We start from the raw sequence: 22337 nt of genomic DNA, 5'->3' as shown, positions 1-22337 counted from the left end.
TAGCGGCCGCCTCCGGCCCTCTCCCGGCCTGGTCACAGGAGCGCACGGGCTGGCAGGATCGCGCCCATGTCCATCGCGCTGTCCCGTATCGGCGGGCGCCGGGTCCTGCGGGGCGCGGTCGCCGGCCTCGTGGTGCTCGGGCTGCTGCTGTGGTGGCTGACGCCCTGGAGCGAGGATCCGCCGCGCGGGACGGTCACGCTGAGTACGGGCACACGCGCGGGGGTCTACCAGAAGTACGGGGAGCTTCTGCGCACGTCGCTGAGTAAACACATGCCCGATCTCGAAGTGCGGCTGCTGACGAGCGACGGTTCGCAGGAGAACGTGCGGCGCGTGGCGACCGGTCAGGCGGACTTCGCGATCGCCGCCGCCGACGCGGTGCAGACGTACAAACTGAGCGGGGCGCGGGGAGCCGACGGGCTGCGCGGGGTCGCCCGTCTCTACGACGACTACGTGCAGCTCGTGGTCCCGCCCGGGTCCGGCATCCGCTCCGTCGCCGATCTGCGGGGCAAGAGGGTCGCCATAGGGCCGCCCAAGTCGGGTGTCCGGCTCATCGCCAACCGGGTGCTCAGAGCCGCCGGCATCGACCCGGAGCAGGACATCAGACCCTTCGCGGACGGCATCGACACCGGCCCCGGACGGCTCGGGCAGGGGCTGGACGCGTTCTTCTGGTCGGGCGGGCTGCCCACCGACGGCCTGCGCACGCTGTCCGAGGACGCCGGCCTCCGGTTCGTGCCGATCACGGCCGACCTGGTCGCCCGGTTGCACAAGCAGGGCGGAGCCACGCGCTACTACCGTGCCACCAACATGCCGGAGTCGGCCTACCCCGGCAGCCAGCATGGCTCGACCGTCCCGACGATGGCCGTGTCCAATCTGCTGATCACCCGGGCGGACACGGACCCGCGGATCACCGAGTGGCTGACCCGGATCGTGCTCAAGAGCCGGGACGGCATCGGGGCGCATGTCCACTCCGCCCAGCTCGTCGACGTACGCACCGCGATCTACACCGATCCGCTCCAACTGCACGACGGCGCGCGCCGGTACTACCGGTCCGTCAAGCCCTGAACCGTTGTCTCGCCCGTGGGCGCACTCCTGGGCACCGTCACCGTCACCGTCAGCCCGTGCGGCTCGTGCCGGTCGTACGCGATCGCACCGCCGCCCGCCGTGAGCAGGGCGCGGGAGATGGACAGGCCGAGGCCGGAGCCCTTGATGTTCTGGTGCCGTGAGCTGCGCCAGAAGCGGTCGCCGACGCGGGCCAGCTCCTCGTCGGTCAGACCGGGGCCGTGGTCGGTGACGACGACGGTGGAGGTGTCGCCGTTGGAGGCGACGGTCACCTCGACGGTCCGGTCCTCGGGCGTGAACTTCACCGCGTTGTCGATGACCGCGTCCAGCGCGCTGGACAGGGCGACCGGGTCGGCCCATGCCGTGGTCGGCGGGCAGTCCCCGGTCAGCAGGACGCCCTTGGCCTCGGCGGTGGGCGACCACGCCGCCACGCGTTCGGCGGCCAGGGCGCCGATGTCGGTGATCTGGAGCTGGGCCTCGCTGTGCTCGGCCAGCGCCAGGTCGAGCAGGTCGTCCAGGACCTGTGCCAGACGCCTGCCCTCGGCCTGGACCGAGGCGATCTCCTCGTTGCCCTCGGGCAGTTCCAGGGCGAGCAGTTCGATGCGCAGCAGCAGCGCCGAGAGCGGGTTGCGCAGCTGGTGGGAGGCATCGGCGACGAAGGCGCGCTGCTGCTCCAGCACGCTCTCGACGTTGTCCGCCATCTCGTTGAACGACCGGGCGAGTCTGCGGAGTTCCGGCGGTCCGCCGGCCGCCGCGACCCTGGACTTCAGCCGCCCGGTGGCGATGTCGTGCGTGGTGGCGTCCAGGACCCGTACGGGCTTGAGCACCCAGCCGGCCAGCCGGAGGGCCGCGCCGACGGCCAGCAGCATCGCGGCCGCCTCGCCCGCCGCGATGAGCAGCCAGCCCCGCAGGATGCGGGACCGCATGTGCCCGGTGGGCGAGTCGGTGACGACGACGGCGACGACGTCACCGTCCCGGATGACCGGCGAGGCCACCACGAGGCTGCGCCGCTCCCAGGGCCACACCTGCTCGGGGTCGTGGCTGCGGCGGCTGAGCAGCGCCTCCTGGAAGGCGTCGCGCACCTCACCCGTGCTGGGCAGGAACCAGTCGTCCGGCGCGTGTGCCATCGGGACGTCGTTGCGGTGGAAGACGCCGGCCCGGATGCCGTACACCTCGTAGTAGCTGCGGAGTTCGCTGCTGAGGGTCTCCCGGCGCTCGTCGACGTCTCCGGTGCCGGGGCCCGCGGGTTCGGTGACGAACTGGGCGAGGGCCGCGAAGCGCGCCGTGTCGTCGATCCGGTCGACGATGACCTGTTGCTGCTGCGCGCGCGCCAGGCTGACCGCGAGCGGGACGCCGAGAGCGAGCAGGACGGCCGCCATCAGGACGATGAGCAGCGGAAGCAGACGTGTGTGCACCCGGACTGGCCCGCCCTAGGCCGCGGGCTCGACGAGCCGGTAGCCGACTCCGCGTACGGTCTCGATGAGGGCCGGCATGCGCAGCTTGGCGCGCAGGGAGGCGACGTGCACCTCCAGGGTGCGCCCGGTCCCCTCCCAACTGGTGCGCCACACCTCGCTGATGATCTGTTCCCGGCGGAAGACGACCCCGGGGCGCTGGGCGAGCAGGGCCAGCAGATCGAACTCCTTGCGGGTCAGTGGGACGACCCCACCGTTCACGCTGACCTGCCGGGTCGGCAGTTCGATGCGCACGGAGCCGAGCAGCAGCTCGGTCTCGCCGCCGCTGGGGGCGTCCTCCTGGACGGTGCGCCGACTGACGGCGTGGATCCGGGCGAGCAGTTCGCCCGTGTCGTAGGGCTTGACCACGTAGTCGTCGGCGCCGAGGTTGAGGCCGTGGATGCGGGAGCGCACGTCGGCGCGGGCGGTGACCATGATGACCGGGGTGCCGGTGCGTTTGCGGATCTTGCCGCACACCTCGTAGCCGTCCTGGTCGGGCAGGCCGAGGTCGAGGAGGACGACACCGAAGCCGTCGGCGTCGGGGACGAGCGCCTGGAGAGCCTCCTCGCCGCTGCGCGCGTGGGTGACGTCGAACCCGTGCCGCGCCAGTACGGCCGACAGGGCTGCGGCGACGTGGTTGTCGTCCTCGACGAGAAGCAGTCTCATCCGGTCCCCCTTCGGTTCATCGGCCGTACGGTCCGTGTGCGTAGAAAAACAGGTGCACGCGCGTGCGCACCTTGCAGTGACGCCGATGAACGAGGACCGCGTCAAGAGGGTTCCGGTTGCTCTTCGGTACCGTTACCCGGCCGAAATGAGCCCTGCTCACAAGTGCTACGACATGTATCCGATTGCTACCGGATCGTGATGCTCAGATTCCCCTCAGATGTAATGACGCAGGTCGGATGGATTACTACTGTCCTCCCAAACCGAGGAGGACGGAGCCTGAGAGCGATGACCGAAGTATCGGTGGCCAAGGAAGATGTGGCCGCAACCGACGATCTGGTCGTCCTGAAGAGCGTCAACAAGCATTTCGGCGCGTTGCACGTACTCCAGGACATCGACCTGACGATCGCCCGCGGCGAAGTGGTCGTCGTCATCGGGCCCTCCGGGTCCGGGAAGTCCACCCTGTGCCGCACCATCAACCGTCTGGAGACGATCGACTCCGGGTCGATCACCATCGACGACAAGCCCCTGCCCCACGAGGGCAAAGGACTCGCCCGGCTACGAGCCGACGTGGGCATGGTCTTCCAGTCCTTCAACCTCTTCGCGCACAAGACCGTGCTCGAGAACGTGGCGCTGGGCCAGGTCAAGGTTCGCAAGAAGGACAAGAAGGCCGCCGAGGAGCGCGCCCGCGCCCTGCTCGACCGGGTCGGCGTGGGTGCGCAGGCCGAGAAGTACCCCGCGCAGCTCTCCGGCGGCCAGCAACAGCGTGTCGCCATCGCACGGGCCCTGGCGATGGAGCCCAAGGTCATGCTCTTCGACGAGCCGACGTCGGCGCTCGACCCGGAGATGATCAACGAGGTCCTGGAGGTCATGCAGCAGCTCGCCCGCGACGGCATGACCATGATCGTCGTGACCCATGAGATGGGATTCGCCCGTTCCGCCGCCAACCGTGTGGTGTTCATGGCGGACGGCCGCATCGTCGAAGAGGCGACGCCGGACCAGTTCTTCAGCAACCCGCGCAGCGACCGCGCCAAGGACTTCCTGTCGAAGATCCTGCACCACTGACGTCCTGCGCCTGGCGCTCGGACGACGTGCGTCACCGGATGGTCGGGGCCGCATCACCTCACCCGCAAACGGGCCGCATCACCTCACCAGTCAAAAGGATGTGCACCATGAAGCTCCGCAAGGTCACCGCCGCCTCGGCCGCCGTGCTCGCCCTCGCCCTGACCGCCACCGCCTGCGGCGGCGACGACAGCGGCGACAGCGATTCGTCCTCCTCCGGGGGCGGCGGCAAGATCAAGGTCGGCATCAAGTACGACCAGCCCGGCCTCGGCCTGAAGACGCCGGACGGCTCCTTCGCCGGCTTCGACGTGGACGTCGCGACCTACATCGCCAAGGAGCTCGGCTACGAGGCCGACAAGATCGAGTGGGTCGAGACGAAGAGCGCCGACCGCGAGAACGCCCTCGCGCGCGGTGACGTGAAGTTCATCGCGGCGACCTACTCCATCAACGACGAGCGCGCGCAGAAGGTCGACTTCGCCGGCCCCTACCTGCTGGCCCACCAGGACCTGCTGGTCAAGAGCGACTCGGACATCACCGACGCCACGGACCTGAACGACAAGAAGCTGTGTTCCGTGACCGGCTCGACCTCGGCGCAGAACGTCAAGAAGGACTTCGCTCCGAAGGCCAAGCTCAAGCAGCTCCCCACCTACTCGGAGTGCGTCGCCGCCCTGCAGAGCGGCGCCGTGGACGCGCTGACCACCGACGACTCGATCCTCGCCGGCTACGCCTCGCAGGACCAGTACAAGGGCAAGTTCAAGCTCGCCGGTCTGAAGCTGAGCAACGAGAACTACGGCATCGGTGTCAAGAAGGGCGACACCGAGACCGTGAACAAGATCAATGACGCGCTGGAGAAGATGGTCGGCGACAAGGCCTGGGACAAGGCGGTCGAGGCGAACTTCGGCCCGGCCGAGTACAAGAACGAGCCGGCCCCGAAGATCGGTGACCTCGTCAAGTAAGCCCAGGGCCGTCCGCAACGCGGGGTCTTGAAGGCGTGCCGCCGTCCGTCGCGATCAGGGCGGCGGCGCGCCGCGTCCGCCACGTACGCCACACACCCGGAAGCGCGGGAGATCGTGTTCGACTTCATTTCTGACTACAACGATCCAACCTTGTTGGGTGCCTTCTGGATGACGGTGAAGCTCACCGTGTTCTCGGGCATCGCCTCCCTGGTCTGGGGCACCCTGCTGGCGGCGATGCGAGTCAGCCCCGTCCCCCTGATGCGAGGGTTCGGCACCACCTATGTGAACATCGTCCGGAACATCCCCCTGACGGTCATCATCATCTTCACCTCGCTCGGCCTCGCCGACATCTTCGGCATGACCATGGGCGCGCCCGACGACTTCGCGCTCCAGGGCTTCCGCCTCTCGGTGCTCGGTCTGTCCGCCTACACGGCGGCCTTCGTCTGCGAGGCGCTGCGCTCCGGCATCAACACCGTGCCCGTCGGGCAGGCCGAGGCGGCCCGCGCCATCGGTCTGAACTTCTCCCAGGTGCTCGGGCTGATCGTGCTGCCGCAGGCGTTCCGCTCGGTCATCGGACCGCTGGCGAACGTGCTGATCGCGCTGACCAAGAACACGACGGTGGCGGCCGCGATCGGTGTGGCGGAGGCCGCTCTGCTGATGAAGGAAATGATCGAGAACGAGGCACAGACGCTGCTCATCGGCGCGGTCTTCGCCTTCGGATTCGTGGTACTGACCCTGCCCACCGGCCTGTTCCTCGGCTGGCTGAGCAAGCGACTGGCGGTGAAGCGGTGACCTCCGTTCTGTACGACGCCCCCGGCCCCCGGGCCAAGCGGCGCAATGTCATCTTCTCGGTCGTGTTCGTCGTCCTCCTGGCCCTCGTCCTGTGGTGGGTCTACCGGACGATGGACGACAAGGGCCAGCTGGAGTGGGCCCTGTGGAAGCCGTTCACCGAGTCCGCGGCCTGGACGACGTATCTGCTGCCCGGTCTCGGCGACACCCTCAAGGCCGCGGGACTGGCCATGGTCATGGCGCTGCCGCTGGGAGCGGTCCTCGGCATAGCCCGGATGTCCGACCACCGGTGGGTGCGGGCTTCGGCCGGCACGGTGGTGGAGTTCTTCCGGGCCATCCCGGTGCTGCTGCTGATGCTGTTCGCCAACGAGTTCTTCGCCCGCTCCACGGACGTCAGCACCGCGGACCGGCCCATGTACGCGGTCGTCACCGGTCTGGTGCTCTACAACGCGTCGGTCCTCGCCGAGGTGGTCCGGGCCGGCATCCTGGCCCTGCCCAAGGGGCAGACGGAGGCGGCCCAGGCGATCGGCCTGCGCAAGGGTCAGACGATGTCCAGCATCCTGCTGCCGCAGGCCGTCACCGTGATGCTCCCGGCGATCGTGACCCAGCTGGTCGTCATCGTGAAGGACACCGCGCTGGGCGGCGCGATGCTCGGCTTCACCGAGCTGCTGAACGCGCGTGGCACGCTCGCGGCCAACTACGCCAACGTCATCCCGAGCTTCATCGTCGTGGCGATCATCTTCATCGTCCTGAACTTCCTCATCACCTCCTTCGCCTCCCGGCTCGAGGCGCGGCTGCGCCGCAGCAAGCGCAGCACGGGTGCGGTGCTCGGCCCCGACGACGTTCGCGATCTCAACGCGGCCGAGGTCGGGGGCACCCACGGGACCGGCGCGGGCGGCACCATCTGACGCACGCCCCCCGTGCGCCTGCCGTGCAGCACGACCCGGCATGACTGTGGCCCGCCGTCGCCCGGCGGGCCACAGTCATGCCGGGGCCGGTCGGTCCGCACAACCGGGGCGAACGAACGGGGTGAACGAACGGGGCGAACCGGACTCATGTGATGAGCAGTCGAGTGGTGTGACGCCCCCTGGCCCCCATCATGATCGCCATGGGCCTTCGGTCACTTGACGCAAGCACCGGCAATAGGTTGCATACGTTCTGTGATCGTGCACCCTGCTCCATCGTCCTGTTCCTCCTCGTCCCTTCGGGCGTCACTTCGAGCAGGGGGCGTCGCGCCGTGGACCCGGTGATCATCGTCGGAGCGGGGCCCGTCGGGCTCACGCTCGCCCTGGCGCTGGCGCGCCAGGAGGTGCCATGCGTGGTCCTCGACGAGGGGCCGGGCAGGGACGAACCGCGTCCCGCGCGCTCCGTCGTACTCCGCGAGGACACCACGGAACTCATGAAACGGCTGACCGGGGTGCCACTCGCCGCCGCCGGTTCGCTCTGGGCCGGATGGCGGTCGATGCGGCGCAAGCAGGTGACACATGAGATCGCCTTCGACGACACCGAACCCGGCCCTGTGCACACCGCCCAGCACGTCCTGACCGGTGCCCTGCGCGCGGCTCTCGTCGGCGAGCGGCTCGTCGAGGTCGTCGTGGACAGCCGTCTGGACTCCCTCGAACAGGAGCCCTCCGGCGTCACCGCGCACACCCGCGGCACCGGGGGCACCTGGTGGCGCGGCAGCTATCTGGTCGGCTGCGACGGTCCCCGCTCCACCGTGCGCAAGCTCCAGGACATCCGCTTCCCCGGCCGCACGGCGGTGGAACGTCACGCCGTGGCCGCGCTGCGCACGGAGCTGCCCCGGCCCGGAGAAGCGTTGCTGCACCGGATGCCGCCGTGGCGCACCTCCGGCCCCTTCGCCGGGGAGATCAGCGCGCGCCCGCTGCCGGACGACGTGTGGCGGCTGGACTGGCTGATGCCGCCGGGCAAGGAACTGGTCACCCCCGAGTTGCTCCTCGACAGGGTCCGGGAGACCCTGGCCGGCTGGGCCGAGGGCCCCACACCGCCGTACGAGCTGCTCGACACCGGGGTGCACACCGTCCACCACCGGCTCGCCCGGCGCTGGCGGGCCGGGCGAGTGTTCCTCGCCGGGGACGCCGCGCATCTGCTCGGTGCCCTGGGCACGCACGGGCTGGACGAAGGGCTCCGCGACGCCGACAACCTGGCCTGGAAACTGGCCCTGGCCTGGCACCACGGTCCACACGAAGCGCTGCTCGACAGTTACCAGACGGAGCGCAGGGCGATCGTCGCCGCCCGGCTGCGCGCCGCCGACCAGGCGTTGCCGCTGGTACGGGGCGGCAAAGGCCTGCGTTCCTACGTCCCCGGTGCTGCCCGTGGTCATGACGCGTTCCTGGTGGAGGGGCACCTGGGGCAGGGGACGCTGGGCGCGCCGGGCGTGCACACCGACTCGCCCCTCACGCCCCCGCTTCTCGAGGGCGAGGTCCCCGTGGACACGCCGGTCGGGGCCCCGGTCGCCGATGTACGGGTCACGGCGGAGGACGGCACCTTCGTCCGGCTGCGGGGCCGGCTCGGCCGGGGGGCACTGCTGGTGGTGCTGATCGCGCCGGGCACCGGGGTGTGGGAGCGCAGGCACTGGGTGTCCGCCGGGATCATGCCCCGGCTCGCGTCGGCGGTGGCGGCGCTGCCGCGCCCGGCCGAGCTTCTGGTCGCGGAGAGCTATCCGGGGGCGGCGGCCCACACCGTGCTGCTGGTACGCCCCGACGGGCACCTGGTCACGGCACTGAGCGGGGTCCGTCCGGCGTCCCTGTACACGGCGGCCGAGACGGCGGTCGGCGGACCGGCTTCGGCGGAGGCAGAGGCCGCAGGGGCGGATGCCGGGGCAAGGGCGGAAGCGGGAGCGGGGGCCGGTACCGGCGTTGGCTCGCGCTGAGGTTCTGGGCGCTGGTGGTCCGGCACGAGGAGATCAGGAGCGGACGCTGTGTCGGGTGACGCGGCGCGGATGATCCGGCGTCGCGTCGCGTCCCGTCGTGCTTCGGTGCGGGTCGTCCCGTCGCGGTTCCGTCGCGTCTTGGCTCGTCGCCTCGTCGGCCTGTTACCTCGTCGGCCCGTCACCTCGTCGGCCCTTGGCCTGTCGTCACCGCAACGGCTGCGGCTGTCCGCATGCTGACGACGGGTTGATCCCGCGCGCGGCGTCGTGGTGTACTCCGGCCCGTGACCGACACCTGTGTGCGCCTGTGGCGGAGGGTCCATATGGACCTCCTCCGCTATGCGGGCTGCGTGTGTCGCCCGTCCTTCTGAACTCGCGTTTTCCCTCCCCGCGCACCGTGCACCGCTTCCATGCCGCTGCTGCCGTGTGCGCTCCGCGAACTTTTCTTCAGGACGGTGCCACGTGTCTGCTTCCCCTGTGCTCCCCCCTGCCCTCCCCACGTCTCCCGCGGTCTCCGCATCCGGTGCGGGTCCCGGCCCTACCGCTGCCCCGGATACGGACTCCACCCCTGCCGCCGGCCCCTCGCAGGCGGAACTCCTCGACTTCGTACGACGCGTCGCCGCCGACGTCGAGCTGGTCGCCTCACTGCCGCTCGATCCGGAGGGTCGCACCTGGGTACGGCTCGCCGGTCCCGCGGGCAGCGAGGCCTGGCTGATCGGCTGGCCCCCCGGCACGGGCACCGGCTGGCACGACCACGGGGAGTCCCTCGGGGCCTTCATGACCGCGTCGGGTGAACTGAGGGAGAACTCGCTCTCCGTGCGGCTCCCCACCGATGGCTGGAAGACGCTGGAGCTGAACGACGGCGTGGACCGGGAGCACCGGCTGACGGCCGGCCGGGGCCGCGCCTTCGGCCGGCACCACGTGCACGAGGTGCTCAACGAGTCCCCGGAGCAGCACGCGGTCTCCGTGCACGCCTACCACCCGCCGCTCCCCCTGATGCGCCGGTACAGCCGCACCGGCCCGACACTGCGCCTGGAGCAGGTCGAGCGCCCGGCGGACTGGCAGTGAGCGGGGCACCGGAGAGGGCCGCCGACGCCCCGGGGATCGACGAGCTGCTGGAGCGGGTCCGCACGGGCTACGAACGCATCGAGCCGGCCCCCGCCCACCAGGCCGCCCGCGACGGGGAAGCACTGCTGGTCGACATCCGCTACGCGGCCCTGCGCGACAGGGACGGGACGATCCCCGGCGCCCTCGTCGTCGAGCGCAACGAACTGGAGTGGCGTCTCGACCCCCGGGGCAGCCATCGCCTCCCCGAGGCGACCGGCCATGACCTGCGCGTCGTTGTGATCTGCAACGAGGGCTACGCCTCCAGCCTGGCCGCGGAGTCCCTGCACCGGCTGGGGCTCCACCGGGCCACCGATCTGGTCGGAGGCTTCCAGGCCTGGCGGGCGGCGGGGCTGCCGGTGCTGGCGTAGAGCGGGCTCTCAGTACCCGCCGCCCTCCAGGAACTCCGTGTCCTCGCCCTCCGCCTCCAGCGCCTGCCGGACCACGCGCAGGGCGAGGCCCTCGGGGTAGCCCTTGCGGGCGAGCATGCCGGCGAGGCGGCGGATCCGCTTGTCGCGGTCGAGTCCGCGGGTGGAGCGCAGCTTGCGGTCGACGAGTTCGCGCGCGGTGGCCTCTTCCTGTTCGGAGTCGAGCTGGGAGACGGCCGCGTCGATCAGCGTGGAGTCGATGCCCTTGGTCCGCAACTCCTGGGCAAGGGCGCGCCGTGCCAGGCCCCGGCCGTGGTGCCGGGACTCGACCCAGGCGTCCGCGAAGGCGCCGTCGTTGATCAGTCCGACCTCTTCGAACCGGGACAGCACCTCCTCGGCGACCTCGTCCGGGATCTCCCGTTTACGCAGGGCGTCGGCGAGCTGTTTCCGGGTGCGCGGGGTCCCGGTGAGCAGGCGCAGACAGATCGCCCGCGCCCGCTCGACCGGGTCCCCTGGAGGCTCCTCCCGCTCGGCCCTCGGTGAGGAGGATTCGTCCCCGTCCGCTGCGGCCGCCTCGCCGAAGGTCCGGCGTCCGCGTCCGCCACGCGGCCCGCCGTCACGCGAGCCGCTCCCCCGTGAGCCCTCTGCCCGGCGGGACCCGGCGCCGACCCGGCGCCGACCACCATCCGGGTCCTCACTGGAGAAGTCGCCGGGGAAGCCGTCCCCGCCGTTGGCGTCCCCGTAGGTCCCTTCACCGTTCGCGGCCGGGTCGTCGCTGTTTCCGGTGCCTGCCCCCCGTGGGGCGCCGGAAGCGGCGAACTCGTACTCGGCCCAGTCGGTTCGTCGGGTCACGGGTCAGCCCTTGGTCGCGGCGGCCTTGGGCTTGGTGGCCTTGGCCGCCGGGGTCGGAGTCGCGGCCGCCTCGGCCGGAGCGGCGGTGCCGGCGGCATCCGCGCTCTTCTCACCAGCCGGCTCCTCGGCCTGCACGCCGATGCCGAGCTTCTTCAGGATCTTCTTCTCGATCTCGTTGGCGAGGTCGGGGTTGTCCCTGAGGAAGTTGCGGGAGTTCTCCTTGCCCTGGCCGAGCTGGTCACCCTCGTAGGTGTACCAGGCGCCGGCCTTGCGGACGAAGCCGTGCTCCACGCCCATGTCGATCAAACCGCCCTCGCGGCTGATGCCCTGGCCGTAGAGGATGTCGAACTCGGCCTGCTTGAAGGGCGGCGCCACCTTGTTCTTGACGACCTTGACACGGGTGCGGTTGCCCACCGCGTCGGTGCCGTCCTTCAGCGTCTCGATCCGGCGGATGTCCAGACGCACCGAGGCGTAGAACTTCAGCGCCCGGCCACCGGTCGTGGTCTCCGGCGAGCCGAACATCACGCCGATCTTCTCGCGGAGCTGGTTGATGAAGATCGCGGTGGTCTTGGACTGGTTGAGCGCACTGGTGATCTTCCGCAGCGCCTGACTCATCAGCCGGGCCTGCAGACCCACGTGGCTGTCGCCCATCTCACCCTCGATCTCCGCGCGCGGCACGAGCGCCGCGACGGAGTCGATCACGATGAGGTCGAGGGCGCCGGAGCGGACCAGCATGTCCACGATCTCCAGCGCCTGCTCGCCGTTGTCCGGCTGGGACAGGATCAGGTTGTCGATGTCGACGCCGAGCTTCTTCGCGTACTCGGGGTCGAGGGCGTGCTCCGCGTCCACGAAGGCGACCTGGCCGCCGGCCTTCTGCGCGTTGGCCACCGCGTGCAGGGTCAGGGTCGTCTTGCCGGAGGACTCCGGTCCGTAGACCTCCACCACACGGCCGCGCGGCAGGCCGCCGACGCCGAGGGCCACGTCGAGCGCGGTCGACCCGGTCGGGATGACCTCGATGGGCTCGTTCGTCCGGTCACCCATGCGCATGACCGCGCCCTTGCCGAATTGCCGTTCAATTTGTGCGAGTGCGGCGTCGAGCGCCTTCTCGCGGTCGGTTCCTGCCATGGGTTCCACCCGATTTGCTTGAGTCGATCGCTTCACGTCGATGACGCTAGCTCCTGCCACTGACAACGCGCCCCGACGCACCTCCAGCCTGTGGACAACCAGGGCCCATCCATACCCGAATCAGGCCATAACACCCACGCTCGGGAACCACCAGCACCCTCATAAGAATAGATGTTCGATTTTAGTGTCAAGCGCATCCCCTGGCACCCTCACGAGTCGTTCACCCTTCGGTATCTGCTCGGGGCCGACGGTGCGCACCGTCGGCCCCGAGCAGATACCGAAGCGGTCTGCCAAGCTCAGGGGTTCTCGGTTTCCCCGCCCCGGGGGCGTGCCGAGGCCGGTCGGTGCGCCCAGAGGTGCCGGACGTGGACGGCGAGGGTCCGCCGCTCGCCGGAGCCGGAGCCGGAACCGGAACCGGAACCGCCACCATCGGGGCCTGTCCCGCGGTGACCGTGCACGCGGGGGTCGTCGGTGACGTCGTAGCGCTTCACGTACGCGCCCAGGAACGCCTGGAGGGTGGCGACCGCGGGAATGGCGATCAGCGCGCCGACGGCGCCGAGCAGAGCGGTGCCCATGACGACCGAGCCGAAGGCAACGGCCGGGTGGATGTCGACGGTCCTCGAGGTCAGCTTGGGCTGCAGTACATAGTTCTCGAACTGCTGGTAGATCACCACGAAGATCAGCACCCACAGCGCGTACCAGGGGTCGACCGTGAAGGCGATCAGCATGGGCAGGGCGCCCGCGAGATACGTGCCGATGGTGGGGATGAACTGCGACACCAGGCCCACCCACACGGCGAGCACGGGCGCGTAGGGCACCTCGAGGATCTCCAGCAGCACGTAGTGGGCCATGCCGGAGACCAGCGCCATCAGCCCGCGCGAGTACAGGTAGCCGCCGGTCTTGTTCACGGCGATCTCCCACGCGCGCAGCACCTCAGCCTGGCGCGCGGGTGGCAGTACGGAGCAGATGGCGCGGCGCAGCCGCGGGCCGTCGGCGGCGAAGTAGAACGAGAACAGCCCGATGGTCAGCAGCTTGAAGAGGCCCCCGAGGACCTGCGTGGAGACGTCCAGGACGCCGGTGGCGCTGTTCTGCACGTAGTTGCGCAGCCAGTCGGAGCGGAGCAGGCCCTCCTGGATGTCCACCCGCCGCAGCTCGGTGCGGAAATGCGTGTTGATCCAGTTGATGACGGAGTCGAGGTACTCCGGGAAGTCCTCGACGATCTTTATGATCTGTCCCGCCAGCATGGAGCCGAGCAGCGTGACGAAGCCCGCCGCCGCGATCAGCACCCCCAGGAAGACCAGGAAGGTGCCCAGCCCCCGGCGCACCCCGCGCGCGGCCATCCAGCTCACCGCGGGCTCGACGGCGAGCGCCAGGAAGAACGCGATGAGAATGTTGATCAGCAGACCGGTGAGCTCGTGGAAGGCCCAGCTGCCCAGCTGGAACAGGGCGATCAGCGCGAGCGCGAGCACCATGGCGCGCGGCAGCCACCGCGGCATGCGGGAGCCGGGCCGTGGGGCCGCGGGGCTCACCGGAGAGCCGGGGTGCGGCGGCGTGTCTGTCGCGGAGGGATGCCGGGCTGCCTGCCCGGTCTCTTCAGTGGGTGCCACGGGGCAAGTCTCGCCCACGTCACGGGCAGCCGTCTGCCTCCCGGCGGTCTCTGTGACGATCAGCGCTTTTCCCGGGGAACCTCCATCACCGTGCAGACCACCTGCCAGACGTCCTTGGCGGCCCAGCCGGCCCCCAGTGCCTCGTGCACGGTTCGCCCGCCGAGTTCCGACATGACGTGATCGCGCGCGAAGGTCTCGGCGTAGCCCGTACCGAAGTGCTCCGCCATCCGTTCCCAGAAGACCGTCAACCGCATGCCCCCAGTATCCCGCCCGCGGGGGTGAGCCTGGGCGGGCACCGCCTGCCGGTACCGCTGTGCGCCTACGGTCGGCCCCATGCCCACACCCGGACCCGCCCCCGCCCTCCGCACACCCCGGCGCACAGCCCGCTCGCGCGTGCGGAGCGGTTCGTCCGGCTCACCGCACGGGTGGTCGAGCAGCGTCTCTTCGCCCACCACTTCCTCGAGGGCGGCGCCGACCCGGTGGAGCGGGCGCTGGACGCCTACCACAACGAGGACGGCGGATACGGGCACGCACTGGAGCCCGACCTGCGGGGGCCGGTCAGCCAGCCGCTGCACACCGTCCACGCCCTGCACGTCCTGGACGCCGTCAGCCGCTGCGGCGGCACGCGCGTGAAGCGCGTGTGCGACTACCTGACGTCGGTGTCCACCGCGGACGGCGCGCTGCCGGTGACCCTCCCCGCTCAGCGGGGCTACCCGGCGGCCCCCTTCGTGCCGGTCGTGGACGACCCGGCCGGTGAACTCCTGGCCACCGGGCCGGCAGTGGGGCTGCTGCACCGCAACGACGTGTGGCACGCCTGGCTGTTCCGGGCCACGGACTTCTGCGGGCAGGCCGTCGAGTCGCTGGAGCACAGCCGCCCCTACGAGATCCGGGCCGCCGTCACCTTCCTGGACTCGGTCCCCGACCGCCCGCGCGCGCAGGCCGCAGCCGACCGGCTGGGCCGCCTGGTACGCGGCCGGCGGCTCGCGGCGCTCGACCCCGACGACCTCGGCGCGTACCCGGTTGCGCCCCGGGCGAGCACCACTTCCCGCACGACTACGCGCGGACACCGGGTTCCCTCGCACGCGCGTGGTTCACCGACGAGGAGATGGCACGCTCGCTGGACCACCTCACGGCCGAGCAGCAGGAGGACGGCGGCCGGCCCGTACGGCGGCGCCAGTGGGCGCCCGCCCCCGCCCTGGAGGCCCGCCGATGGTGACCGTCGACGCACTGCGCACGCTCACGGCGTACGGCCGCGCGATCGGCTGACCGGGCACCTCCCGGGCACCCGGTCGGCGTCGCCTCACCCGCCCAGGGCCCGGACTCCCGCCGTCACCACCACGGCCGCCCCGACGACGACCAGGAACGGGGCGCGCAGCACCAGCGCGACGGCGGCGGCCGCGAGCCCCACCGCCCGCGCGTCCAGCACGAGCGTCCGGCCGTCGGCGAAGGTCTGCTGGGCGGTCAGGGCAGCGAGCAGGGCGACGGGCAGCAGGGCGGCGAGACGCCGGACGAGCGGCCGTTCGAGGACGCCGGCGGGTACCAGGAGTCCGGTCAGTTTGACGGCGTAGCACCCGAGGGCGGTCACACCGATCGCGATCCAGATGTTCAACGGTCCTCCTCCGGTATGTCGCCGCGCGCCGGCGCATCGCTCCGCTCCTTCACGTCACCGCGCGGTGTGCCCCCGCGGCGGCCCTGTGCCCACAGGACGGCCGGCGCCGCGAGCGCGGCCGCCAGAACCGGTACACCGGCGGGCAGGGCCGGCAGCAGGCCGAGACCCAGCAGGACGGCGAGCCCGGCGACCAGCCGTTCGGTGCCGGTCCTCAGCATCGGCGCGAGCAGGGCCAGGAAGACCGCGGGGCCGGCCGCGTCCAGGCCCCAGGCGTCGGTGTCCCCGATGGCCTCGGCGCCCAGCGCGCCGAGCAGCGTGGTGAGGTTCCACAGGACGTACAGGCTGAGCCCGGTGACCAGGAAGCCGACCCGGGCGCTGCGCCGGGTGGGCTGGGCGAGGGAGACCGCGGCCGTCTCGTCGATGACCCACTGGGCCGCGAACGGCCGCACCGCGCGCGGGAGGGCCAGCAGCTGGGACAGGCGCAACCCGTAGAAGGCGTTGCGCACGCCCAGGAAGAACGCACCGGCGGCGGCCGTGAAAGGGCTTCCCCCGGCCGCCAGCGCCCCCACGAGGGCGAACTGGGACGCCCCCGTGAACACCAGCAGGCTGAGCGTGCAGGTCTGCAGCAGGGTGAGTCCGCTGCCCGCCGAGGTCACTCCGAAGGCGAATCCGGAGAGCCCGACGGCGATCCCGACCCCCAGGGCGTCCCGGACGACCGCGCCGTCCCGTTTCTCTCCCGGGACGTCCCCGGCGCGTACCTGTGCGAATGCTGCTTGTTGTTCTGTTGCCACACCTCGGACGGTACGTGGAGCGCTCACCGGGTGTCTTGTACGTTCTTGCGCTCGCGCTGGTAGGCGCCCGGCGGCACGCCGACGATCCGGCCGAAGTGCCGGTTCAGGTGCGGCTGGTCGGTGAAACCGACCGCGACGGCGACCTCCGACGGCATCGTGCCCGCGTCCAGCAGCCGGCGCGCCCGCCGTACCCGTGCGTCGGTGAGCCAGGCGTGCGGCGGCATTCCGTAGGTGTCGCGGAAGGCCCGCAGCAGCGCGAACGGACTGGTGCCGAGTTCGTCGGCCAGCTGTTCCAGCGTCGGCGGCGCGGCCATCCGTTCCTCCAGCAGGGCACGCGCGCGTGCGGCGGTCCGGACACCGGCCGTGCGTACCCGGCGCCGGGGCAGCGACCCGCCGTTCAGCCGCAGCAGCCGGGTCACGGCCACCCGCAGCAGGGTGTCGGCGGCGAGCGCGTTGCCCTCGTCGGTGGCCCGCAGCACCCGGTGCACCAGGTGGACGGTGTACGGATCGTCGAGCACCGGTGTCACGAATCCCGGGGTGCCGCGCAATGTGGTGGTCTCGGCGGCGATGGCCACCACCACCTCGGGCGGCGGATACACCGCGCCGTACCGCCATCCCTCCGGCACCCCCGCCCGTCCGGTGTGCGGGGTGTCCGGGTTCACGAGCGCGAGTGTTCCGGCACCCGCGTACTGGTCGGCCCCACCGTGGTGGAAGACCTCCACTCCGTCGGCGATGGCGGCGATCACGAAGTTCTCGTGGGTGTGCCGCACGAACGACTTGCGGATGTAGCGGGCCCGGAGCAGGTCGACGCCGGGCAGCTCGGCGTACTGCCAGTGCCGCGCGCGTTCCTTGCCCGTTTCCGTCATACGGCCATTGTCACGCGCCCCGGCAGAGCTCCCTGCCGGGGCCCCGGGGACCGCGCTCGGCCGGCGGCCGGGCATCCGCGCAGGCCAGCCCCGTTGTCAGTGCCCGGGTGCACGATGGACGCATGGTCAGTACACCGCACCCGGCCCTGGACGGCTTCTCCGCCGCGACCCGCGGCTGGTTCACGGGGGCGTTCGCGGCACCCACCGCGGCCCAGGCGGGCGCGTGGCGTGCCCTCCGGGAGGGTTCGGACGTACTGGTGGTCGCCCCCACCGGCTCCGGAAAGACGCTGGCCGCCTTCCTCGCGGCCCTGGACCAGCTGGCCGCCACGCCCCCGCCCGCAGACCACCACAAGCGCTGCCGCGTCCTGTACGTCTCCCCGCTCAAGGCTCTGGCCGTCGATGTCGAGCGCAATCTGCGCAGCCCGCTGACCGGCATCCGCCAGGAGTCCGTGCGCCTGGGGCTGCCCGAGCCCGAGGTGAAGGTCGGGATCCGCTCCGGCGACACCCCGCCCGCGGAGCGCCGGGCCCTGGCCACCCGCCCGCCGGACATCCTGATCACCACCCCGGAGTCCCTGTTCCTGATGCTGACGTCAGCCGCGCGCGACGCGCTGACGGGCATCGAGACGGTGATCCTGGACGAGGTGCACGCGGTCGCCGGTACCAAGCGCGGGGCGCATCTGGGGCTGTCCCTGGAGCGGCTGGACGAGCTGCTGCCCCGGCCGGCCCGCCGTATCGGCCTGTCGGCGACGGTCCGTCCGGTCGACGAGATCGCCCGTTTCCTGTCCCCTCGCGGCAAGGTGGAGATCGTCCAGTCGGATTCGGGCAAGGAGTTCGACCTGTCCGTCGTGGTCCCGGTCGAGGACCTGGGCGAGTTGGGAGGCTCCCCCGTGGCGGACGCCTCGGAGGGTGCTGGGGAAGCGGAACGCCCGTCGATCTGGCCGCACGTCGAGGAGCGGATCGCCGACCTGGTCCAGTCCCACCGTTCGACGATCGTGTTCGCGAACTCCCGCCGCCTCGCGGAGCGCCTGTGCAACCGGCTCAACGAGATCGCCTACGAGCGGGCCACCGGCGAGCCCCTGGGCGAGCACCACTCCCCCGCCGAGCTGATGGGCGGGTCCGGAGCCGCCCAGGGCGCACCCGCCGTCATCGCCCGCGCGCACCACGGCTCGGTGTCCAAGGAGCAGCGCGCCCAAGTCGAGGAGGACCTCAAGGCGGGCCGGCTGCCCGCGGTGGTGGCCACCTCCAGCCTTGAGCTGGGCATCGACATGGGCGCGGTCGACCTGGTGGTCCAGGTGGAGTCGCCGCCGTCCGTGGCCTCGGGGCTCCAGCGGGTCGGCCGCGCGGGGCATCAGGTGGGGGCGGTCTCCACGGGCGTGGTGTTCCCGAAGTACCGGGGCGACCTCGTCCAGGCCGCCGTGGTCACCGAGCGGATGCGGACGGGCTCCATCGAGTCGCTGCGCGTTCCCGCGAACCCGCTGGACGTCCTGGCCCAGCAGATCGTCGCCATGACGGCCATGGACACCTGGCAGTTCGACGACCTGCTGGCGATGGTCCGCCGGGCCGCGCCCTTCGCCTCCCTGCCCGAGTCGGCCTTCACGGCCGTACTGGACATGCTCGCCGGCCGCTATCCCTCCGACGCGTTCGCGGAACTGCGCCCGCGCGTGGTGTGGGACCGGGTCACGGGCGAGATCACCGGCCGCCCGGGGGCACAGCGGCTCGCCGTCACCTCCGGGGGCACCATCCCCGACCGGGGCCTGTTCGGGGTGTTCCTCGCGGGCGTCGACCCCAAGAAGGGCGGCGGACGGGTCGGCGAACTCGACGAGGAGATGGTCTACGAGTCCCGTGTCGGTGATGTGTTCACACTCGGCACGAGTTCCTGGCGCATCGAGGACATCACGCGCGACCGGGTGCTGGTCTCCCCGGCCCCGGGCGTACCGGGCCGGCTCCCGTTCTGGAAGGGGGACCAGCTGGGCCGCCCGCTGGAGCTGGGCCGCGCGGTGGGCGCCTTCCTGCGCGAGGTCGGCTCGCTGGCCGGGGAGGAGGCGCGTCTGCGGCTCCTCGCCGCCGGGCTCGACGCCTGGGCCGCGGACAATGTGCTGTCCTACCTCGACGAGCAGCGCCAGGCCTGCGGCCATGTCCCGGACGACCGCACGATCGTCGTGGAGCGCTTCCGTGACGAGCTCGGCGACTGGCGGGTCGTCGTGCACTCCCCGTTCGGCGCCCAGGTGCACGCCCCGTGGGCGCTCGCGCTCGGGGCGCGTCTCTCCGAGCGGTACGGCATGGACGCCCAGGTGATGCACGCCGACGACGGCATCGTGCTGCGCCTGCCGGACGCCGACCTGATGGGCCTGGACCTGCTCGACCAGGAGCCGGTGCGGGCGGGCACCGAGTACGACGCGGACCAGGCACCGCTGGGCGCCGCGGACGTCGTCTTCGACAAGGGGGAGGTCGACCAGGTCGTCACCGACCAGGTGGGCGGCTCGGCACTGTTCGCGTCCCGCTTCCGCGAGTGCGCCGCCCGCGCGCTGCTGCTTCCGCGTCGCAACCCCGGTAAACGCACCCCGCTGTGGCAGCAGCGCCAGCGTGCGTCCCAGCTGCTCCAGGTGGCGGGCGAGTTCGGCTCGTTCCCGATCGTCCTGGAGGCGGTCCGCGAATGTCTCCAGGACGTCTTCGACGTCCCCGGTCTCGTCGAGCTGATGGGCGACCTGGAGTCCCGTAAGGTGCGGCTCGTCGAGGTCACCACCCCCGAGCCGTCCCCCTTCGCCCGCTCTCTGCTGTTCGGCTACGTCGCCCAGTTCCTGTACGAGGGCGACTCCCCGCTCGCCGAGCGCCGCGCGGCGGCCCTGTCGCTGGACTCGCGGCTGCTGGCCGAGCTGCTCGGCCAGGCGGAGCTGCGCGAACTGCTTGACGCCGAGGTGCTGACCGAGCTGGAGCGTGAGCTGCAGTGGCTCACCGAGGACCGGCGGGTCAAGGACGCGGAGGGGGTGGCCGACCTGCTGCGCGTGCTCGGCCCGCTCACCGGGGCCGAGCTGGCGGAGCGGGGCGCCGAGCCGCGGTGGGCGGCGGACCTGGTGTCGGCACGCCGCGCGATCCGGGCCCGCGTCGCCGGCACGGAGCACTGGGCGGCGATCGAGGACGCCGGGCGGCTGCGCGACGCGCTGGGCACGGCGCTGCCGGTCGGCGTACCGGAGGCGTTCACCGAACCGGTCAAGGACCCGCTCGGCGACCTGCTCGCGCGGTACGCTCGCACGCACGGCCCGTTCACGTCGGGCACGGCCGCGGCCCGCTTCGGGCTGGGCGTGGCGGTCACCGAGGGCGCCCTGCAGCGGCTCTCCGCGGCGGGCAGGGTCGTCCAGGGCGAGTTCCACCCGGCCGGGATCGGCCAGGAGTGGTGCGACTCGGCCGTGCTGCGCCGGCTGCGCCGCCGTTCCCTGGCCGCCCTGCGGCACGAGCTGGAACCGGTGTCACCGGCCGCGCTCGCCCAGTTCCTCCCTCAGTGGCAGCACATCGGCAAGGGGCACACGCTGCGCGGCGTCGATGGTCTGGTGCGCGCGATCGAGCAGTTGCAGGGGGCGTCCGTGCCCGCGTCCGCCCTGGAGAAGCTGGTCCTGCCCTCCCGGGTCGCGCACTACGCCCCCGCGATGCTGGACGAGCTCACGGCCACCGGCGAGGTGGTGTGGGCCGGTGCCGGTTCCCTCCCGGGCAAGGACGGCTGGGTCTCCCTCCACCTCGCGGACGCGGCCCCACTGCTGCTGCCGCCACCGCGCCCCCTGGAGACGACCGCCCTGCACCAGTCGGTCCTCGATGCCCTCTCCGGCGGCTACGGGCTGTTCTTCCGCCAGATCGCCGACCAGGTCCGCGCCACCACCCACCCCGAGGTCACCGACCCCCAACTGGCCGACGCCGTCTGGGACCTGGCCTGGTCCGGCCGGCTGACCAACGACACGCTCGCTCCCCTGCGCTCGCTGCTGGGCTCGGGCCGCACCGCGGGCTCCACCGCCCACCGCGCGAAGCGCCAGGTCCCCCGCGGACGCTACGGCTCACTCGCTGCAGCCGCCCGCGGTGCCTCCCGTACCGGCCCGCCGACGGTCGCCGGCCGCTGGTCACTGCTGCCGGACCGGGAGACCGACCCCACGGTCCGCGCCCACACGCTGGCCCGGACCCTGCTCGACCGGCACGGCGTGGTCACCCGGGGCGCGGTCGCCGCCGAGGGCGTCGAGGGCGGTTTCTCCGCGGTCTACCGCGTTCTGTCGGCTTTCGAGGAGACCGGGCAGGCCCGTCGCGGCTACGTGGTGGAAGGCCTGGGGGCCGCGCAGTTCGCCATGGACGGCGCCGTGGACCGCCTCCGCGCGGCGGCCAACGCCCGCGAGCGGGGCGACGCCCTCCCCGGGCCCGGCCCGGACGACCCGTTCGAGGGCGGCCCCTTCGGCGCCGGCCCTGACTTCCCCGGCGGCCCCGATCCTCTCGCCCTCCACCGCTTCGCCCCGCCCGCCGACGGCTCCCACGAGCCCGCCCTTGGCCACGGCGGCTTCCCCCGCCTCCCGGACGGCGCCGACCGGGCGTCGCATCCGCGGCCGTCGCCGGGCGACTACGTCTCCCCGCGCGACCTCGTCGCGCAGATTCCCGGGTCCCGGCAGCGCGGGGCGCGCCCGTCGTACGACCCCTTCGCGGGCCGGCGCACCGGCCCGGAGCGCGCCCCGCGGACCGTCGTCCTGGCCGCCGCCGATCCCGCGAACGCGTACGGTGCGGCCCTGGGCTGGCCCGAGCCCCCGACGGGCGCCGGGCACAAGCCTGGGCGCAAGGCGGGCTCGCTGGTGGTCCTCGTCGACGGTGAGCTGACGCTCTATGTGGAGCGCGGCGGCAAGACGGTGCTGGCCTGGCCCGCGGACCCGGACGGCGAACCCGCCGACGACCCCCGCATTCCCGCCGCGGCGGAGGCCCTCGCCGCCGCCGCCCGCGCGGGCTCCCTCGGCACGGTCACCGTGGAGCGGGTCAACGGTGCCCCGGCCCTGACCTCCCCGCTCGGGGCACTCCTGGAGGCCGCGGGCTTCGTCGCCACTCCCAGAGGCCTGCGCCTGCGCGCCTGACGCACGGCCTTCCCGCCCCGGCCCGCCTCAGTCCCGGCCGCGCACTCCCCCGGCACCCGTA

The 22337-nt window shown here is 71.9% G+C and carries 19 protein-coding genes and 1 pseudogene; 11 read left to right on the top strand and 9 right to left on the bottom strand.

The window, feature by feature from the left end:
• Positions 1-66: 66 nt before the first annotated feature.
• Positions 67-1062, top strand: a complete 996-nt coding sequence (locus ACFP2V_RS33210; protein WP_381218993.1) for a TAXI family TRAP transporter solute-binding subunit — start codon at positions 67-69, stop codon at positions 1060-1062.
• On the opposite strand, the gene ACFP2V_RS33205 is transcribed toward ACFP2V_RS33210, so the two are convergent.
• Together ACFP2V_RS33205 and ACFP2V_RS33200 are read right to left on the bottom strand one after the other, a co-directional pair.
• Positions 1041-2474 (bottom strand): sensor histidine kinase, encoded by a 1434-nt coding sequence (locus ACFP2V_RS33205; RefSeq protein WP_381218992.1) that lies wholly within the window; start codon positions 2472-2474, stop codon positions 1041-1043. The two genes, ACFP2V_RS33210 and ACFP2V_RS33205, sit on opposite strands and share 22 nt — an antisense overlap.
• Before the next feature lie 15 nt (positions 2475-2489).
• Positions 2490-3176, bottom strand: coding sequence for a response regulator transcription factor (locus ACFP2V_RS33200; RefSeq protein WP_381218991.1), 687 nt, complete (start codon positions 3174-3176; stop codon positions 2490-2492).
• 285 nt (positions 3177-3461) lie between these two features.
• Here ACFP2V_RS33200 and ACFP2V_RS33195 point away from each other — a divergent pair, with 285 nt between their 5' ends.
• From ACFP2V_RS33195 to ACFP2V_RS33160, 8 genes are all read left to right on the top strand, one after another.
• Positions 3462-4238, top strand: a complete 777-nt coding sequence (locus ACFP2V_RS33195) for an amino acid ABC transporter ATP-binding protein (RefSeq protein WP_381218990.1) — start codon at positions 3462-3464, stop codon at positions 4236-4238.
• Between the two features lie 107 nt (positions 4239-4345).
• Positions 4346-5191: a glutamate ABC transporter substrate-binding protein gene (locus ACFP2V_RS33190; protein WP_381218989.1), complete on the top strand. Its 846-nt coding sequence runs from the start codon at positions 4346-4348 to the stop codon at positions 5189-5191.
• A 114-nt stretch (positions 5192-5305) separates the two neighbouring features.
• Entirely contained in the window at positions 5306-5983 is a 678-nt protein-coding gene (locus tag ACFP2V_RS33185; protein WP_381218988.1) for an amino acid ABC transporter permease, read from the top strand.
• Positions 5980-6888, top strand: coding sequence for an amino acid ABC transporter permease (locus tag ACFP2V_RS33180; RefSeq protein WP_381218987.1), 909 nt, complete (start codon positions 5980-5982; stop codon positions 6886-6888). The genes ACFP2V_RS33185 and ACFP2V_RS33180 overlap by 4 nt, the downstream gene beginning before the upstream one ends.
• Before the next feature lie 329 nt (positions 6889-7217).
• On the top strand, positions 7218-8870 hold the full coding sequence (locus ACFP2V_RS33175; protein ID WP_381218986.1) for an FAD-dependent monooxygenase: 1653 nt from the start codon (positions 7218-7220) through the stop codon (positions 8868-8870).
• Between the two features lie 320 nt (positions 8871-9190).
• Positions 9191-9238: a hypothetical protein gene (locus ACFP2V_RS33170; protein WP_351127296.1), complete on the top strand. Its 48-nt coding sequence runs from the start codon at positions 9191-9193 to the stop codon at positions 9236-9238.
• 91 nt (positions 9239-9329) lie between these two features.
• Positions 9330-9935: a cupin domain-containing protein gene (locus tag ACFP2V_RS33165; RefSeq protein WP_381218985.1), complete on the top strand. Its 606-nt coding sequence runs from the start codon at positions 9330-9332 to the stop codon at positions 9933-9935.
• Complete coding sequence (locus ACFP2V_RS33160; RefSeq protein WP_381218984.1) at positions 9932-10342, top strand: rhodanese-like domain-containing protein; 411 nt, start codon at positions 9932-9934, stop codon at positions 10340-10342. Before ACFP2V_RS33165 ends, ACFP2V_RS33160 begins: the two co-directional genes overlap by 4 nt.
• A gap of 9 nt (positions 10343-10351) precedes the next feature.
• Here ACFP2V_RS33160 and recX read toward each other — a convergent pair whose 3' ends face one another.
• The 4 genes from recX to ACFP2V_RS33140 form a co-directional block, all read right to left on the bottom strand.
• Positions 10352-11191 carry a recombination regulator RecX gene (gene recX, locus ACFP2V_RS33155; protein ID WP_381218983.1) on the bottom strand — a complete coding sequence of 280 codons (840 nt, stop codon included), beginning with the start codon at positions 11189-11191 and terminating at the stop codon, positions 10352-10354.
• Between the two features lie 3 nt (positions 11192-11194).
• Positions 11195-12316, bottom strand: coding sequence for a recombinase RecA (gene recA / locus ACFP2V_RS33150; RefSeq protein ID WP_381218982.1), 1122 nt, complete (start codon positions 12314-12316; stop codon positions 11195-11197).
• 296 nt (positions 12317-12612) lie between these two features.
• Entirely contained in the window at positions 12613-13923 is a 1311-nt protein-coding gene (locus ACFP2V_RS33145; protein WP_381218981.1) for an AI-2E family transporter, read from the bottom strand.
• 59 nt (positions 13924-13982) lie between these two features.
• Positions 13983-14177, bottom strand: a complete 195-nt coding sequence (locus ACFP2V_RS33140; RefSeq protein WP_381218980.1) for a DUF3046 domain-containing protein — start codon at positions 14175-14177, stop codon at positions 13983-13985.
• A 45-nt stretch (positions 14178-14222) separates the two neighbouring features.
• Here ACFP2V_RS33140 and ACFP2V_RS33135 point away from each other — a divergent pair.
• A pseudogene (locus ACFP2V_RS33135) lies at positions 14223-15189 on the top strand (hypothetical protein).
• A gap of 34 nt (positions 15190-15223) precedes the next feature.
• On the opposite strand, the gene ACFP2V_RS33130 reads toward ACFP2V_RS33135, so the two are convergent.
• Genes ACFP2V_RS33130 through ACFP2V_RS33120 form a run of 3 tightly spaced genes read right to left on the bottom strand, consistent with a single transcriptional unit; the run spans position 15224 to position 17189 of the window.
• A complete protein-coding gene (locus ACFP2V_RS33130; RefSeq protein ID WP_381218979.1) occupies positions 15224-15532 on the bottom strand; it encodes an AzlD domain-containing protein in 309 nt (102 codons plus the stop codon).
• On the bottom strand, positions 15529-16323 hold the full coding sequence (locus tag ACFP2V_RS33125) for an AzlC family ABC transporter permease (protein ID WP_381218978.1): 795 nt from the start codon (positions 16321-16323) through the stop codon (positions 15529-15531). The genes ACFP2V_RS33130 and ACFP2V_RS33125 overlap by 4 nt, the downstream gene beginning before the upstream one ends.
• A 23-nt stretch (positions 16324-16346) precedes the next feature.
• Positions 16347-17189, bottom strand: coding sequence for an AraC family transcriptional regulator (locus tag ACFP2V_RS33120; RefSeq protein ID WP_381218977.1), 843 nt, complete (start codon positions 17187-17189; stop codon positions 16347-16349).
• A gap of 122 nt (positions 17190-17311) precedes the next feature.
• Between ACFP2V_RS33120 and ACFP2V_RS33115 the strand changes: the two genes are divergently transcribed.
• Complete coding sequence (locus ACFP2V_RS33115; RefSeq protein WP_381218976.1) at positions 17312-22276, top strand: ATP-dependent helicase; 4965 nt, start codon at positions 17312-17314, stop codon at positions 22274-22276.
• The last annotated feature ends 61 nt before the right edge of the window (positions 22277-22337 follow it).

It is taken from the genome of Streptomyces incanus (assembly GCF_042656345.1).
Classification (GTDB): domain Bacteria; phylum Actinomycetota; class Actinomycetes; order Streptomycetales; family Streptomycetaceae; genus Streptomyces; species Streptomyces incanus.
The sequence above is the reverse complement of the archived record's forward strand: the minus strand, read 5'-3'. Positions and strand labels throughout refer to the sequence as shown.

Coding starts and splice junctions, on each gene's coding strand:
- ACFP2V_RS33210 (WP_381218993.1), top strand. CDS start 67: ATGTCCATCGCGCTGTCCCGTATCGGCGGGCGCCGGGTCCTGCGGGGC.
- ACFP2V_RS33200 (WP_381218991.1), bottom strand. CDS start 3,176: ATGAGACTGCTTCTCGTCGAGGACGACAACCACGTCGCCGCAGCCCTG.
- ACFP2V_RS33195 (WP_381218990.1), top strand. CDS start 3,462: ATGACCGAAGTATCGGTGGCCAAGGAAGATGTGGCCGCAACCGACGAT.
- ACFP2V_RS33190 (WP_381218989.1), top strand. CDS start 4,346: ATGAAGCTCCGCAAGGTCACCGCCGCCTCGGCCGCCGTGCTCGCCCTC.
- recA (WP_381218982.1), bottom strand. CDS start 12,316: ATGGCAGGAACCGACCGCGAGAAGGCGCTCGACGCCGCACTCGCACAA.
- ACFP2V_RS33140 (WP_381218980.1), bottom strand. CDS start 14,177: ATGCGGTTGACGGTCTTCTGGGAACGGATGGCGGAGCACTTCGGTACG.
- ACFP2V_RS33120 (WP_381218977.1), bottom strand. CDS start 17,189: ATGACGGAAACGGGCAAGGAACGCGCGCGGCACTGGCAGTACGCCGAG.
- ACFP2V_RS33115 (WP_381218976.1), top strand. CDS start 17,312: ATGGTCAGTACACCGCACCCGGCCCTGGACGGCTTCTCCGCCGCGACC.